This is a genomic window from Chromobacterium sp. S0633, from assembly GCF_024158805.1.
Lineage (GTDB): Bacteria > Pseudomonadota > Gammaproteobacteria > Burkholderiales > Chromobacteriaceae > Chromobacterium.
The window spans coordinates 1-2152 of the sequence record NZ_JAMZGH010000105.1 but is presented as its reverse complement, the minus strand read 5'-3'; the positions used below and the strand labels follow the sequence as shown (position 1 = coordinate 2152).

3 protein-coding genes are annotated in these 2152 nt (G+C 68.4%); all 3 read left to right on the top strand.

Annotated features, from left to right (window positions below; translation table 11 throughout):
* Window positions 1-344 (top strand): helix-turn-helix transcriptional regulator (locus NK214_RS24755; protein ID WP_253315790.1); only part of this gene is annotated, 344 nt, incomplete at its 5' end.
* A 130-nt stretch (window positions 345-474) separates the two neighbouring features.
* Window positions 475-1740: an urea ABC transporter substrate-binding protein gene (urtA, locus tag NK214_RS24750; RefSeq protein ID WP_253315789.1), complete on the top strand. Its 1266-nt coding sequence runs from the start codon at window positions 475-477 to the stop codon at window positions 1738-1740.
* Between the two features lie 18 nt (window positions 1741-1758).
* Window positions 1759-2152 (top strand): hypothetical protein (locus NK214_RS24745; protein WP_253315788.1); only part of this gene is annotated, 394 nt, incomplete at its 3' end.

Sequence of the window (2152 nt, the reverse complement as noted above, 5' to 3'; positions counted from 1 at the left end):
GGCTGGCCCAGGCCGCGGCGGGGGCCAGCCTGACCTTGGCGGAAGGCGACGGCGCGGCCTTGCTGGCGCGGCGGCTGGCCGGGGACGAGTGCCTGCTGGCCTTGAGCGAGGCGGGAGACGGCGCGGCGCCGCGGCGCCTGATGCGGGCGCTGGGGCTGACTCCGCGCCAGGCCGAGGTGCTGCATTGGCTGAGCCTGGGCAAGACCAACCGCGATATCGGCGACATCCTCGGCATGAGTCCGCGCACCGTCAACAAGCATCTGGAGCATGTGTTCGCCCGCCTGGGGGTGGAGACCCGCACCTCGGCCGCGGCGCTGGCCTTGCGCAGCGCCGGCGGCGGGTGACGGGGCATACGTCATGTAACGTATTCCGGCCGGGCGGGCCGGGGCTTAGTCTGATCCTGCAGTGCAACAATTCCTCGCCGGGCCGGCCGGACGGCCTCCCGGCGCTTCAGGATCGCCCCAGGAGCTTCCCATGTTGATTCGCCCTCATGTCTTGTCTTCCCTTGCGCTGAGCCTGGCGCTGAGCGGCTTCGGCGCCGCGCCGGCTCTCGCCGCCGACACCATCAAGGTGGGGGTGCTGCACTCCCTGTCCGGCACCATGGCCATTTCCGAAACCTCGCTCAAGAATATGGCGCTGTTCGCCATCGACCAGATCAACGCCGAAGGCGGGGTCTTGGGCAAGAAGCTGGAGCCGGTGGTGGTGGACCCGGCGTCCAACTGGCCGCTGTTCGCGGAGAAGGCGCGCCAATTGCTGAGCCGCGACAAGGTGGCGGCGACCTTCGGCTGTTGGACTTCGGTGTCGCGCAAATCGGTGTTGCCGGTGTTCGAGGAACTGAACGGCCTGCTGTTCTACCCGGTGCAGTACGAGGGCGAGGAAATGTCGCCCAATGTGTTCTACACCGGCGCCGCGCCCAATCAGCAGGCGATCCCGGCGGTGGAATACCTGATGAGCAAGGAGGGCGGCGGCGCGCGGCGCTTCTTCCTGTTAGGCACGGATTACGTCTATCCGCGCACCACCAACAAGATTCTGCGCGCCTTTCTCAAAACCAAGGGGGTCAAGGACGCGGACATCCAGGAGGCCTACACCCCGTTTGGCCATAACGATTACCAGACCATCGTCGCCAACATCAAGAAGTTCGCCGCCGGCGGCAAGACCGCGGTGGTGTCCACCATCAACGGCGACTCCAATGTGCCGTTCTACAAAGAGCTGGGCAATCAGGGTCTGAAGGCGGCCGAGGTGCCGGTGATGGCGTTCTCGGTGGGCGAGGAGGAGCTGAAGGGCATCGACGCCAAACCGCTGGCCGGCCATCTGGCGGCCTGGAATTACTTCATGAGCGTGAAGAATCCGGTCAACGCCAAGTGGGTGGCGGACTACCGCGCCTGGGCGCGGAAGAAGGGCGTCGCCGGGGCGGACAAGCTGGTGACCAACGATCCGATGGAGGCGACCTATGTCGGGGTCCGGCTGTGGGCGCAGGCTGTGCGCAAGGCCGGCGGCACTGATACAGCCGCGGTGAGCAAGGCCCTGGCCGGGCTGCGGATGGACGCGCCGTCCGGCTTCACGCTGGAAATGGACGCCCGCAACCATCATTTGCGCAAGCCGGTGATGATTGGCGAGATTCAGCCCAACGGGCAGTTCTCGGTGGTGTGGAAGAGCCGGAGCGTGGTGCGCGCCCAACCGTGGAGCCCGTATCTGCCCGGCAACGACAAGCGGCCGGACACCCCGGTGAAAAGCAAGTGAGCCGGAAAGGAGCCCGCCATGTCCTGGAGTAAAGCCTTGCCTTGGGCGCTGGCGCTGTGGTGCGCCGCGGCCGGCGCCGGCCCCTTGGCCGAGCTGGCCGGCGCCGATCCGGCCGAACGCGCCGGCTTGATTGAAAGCTGGGCGCCGCGCCCGGACGCCGAGCGCCGCGCGGCGGTGGCCGCCTTGGAGCAGGGCCGGCTATTGCAGTCCGCCGACGGTCTGCGCGTGCTGTGGCAGCGGCCGGACGGCGCGCTTGGCGACGCGGTGTCCGGCCAGCCGGCGGCGGGCGACGCCGCCAGTCTGGAACCGCTGCCGTTGAACAACCGGCTGCGCGGCGCCCTGCAAGCGGAGCGCCGCGGCCGCGAACTGAAAACGCTGCTGATGGCGCTGGCCGGCGGCAGCGCGCTGGCCG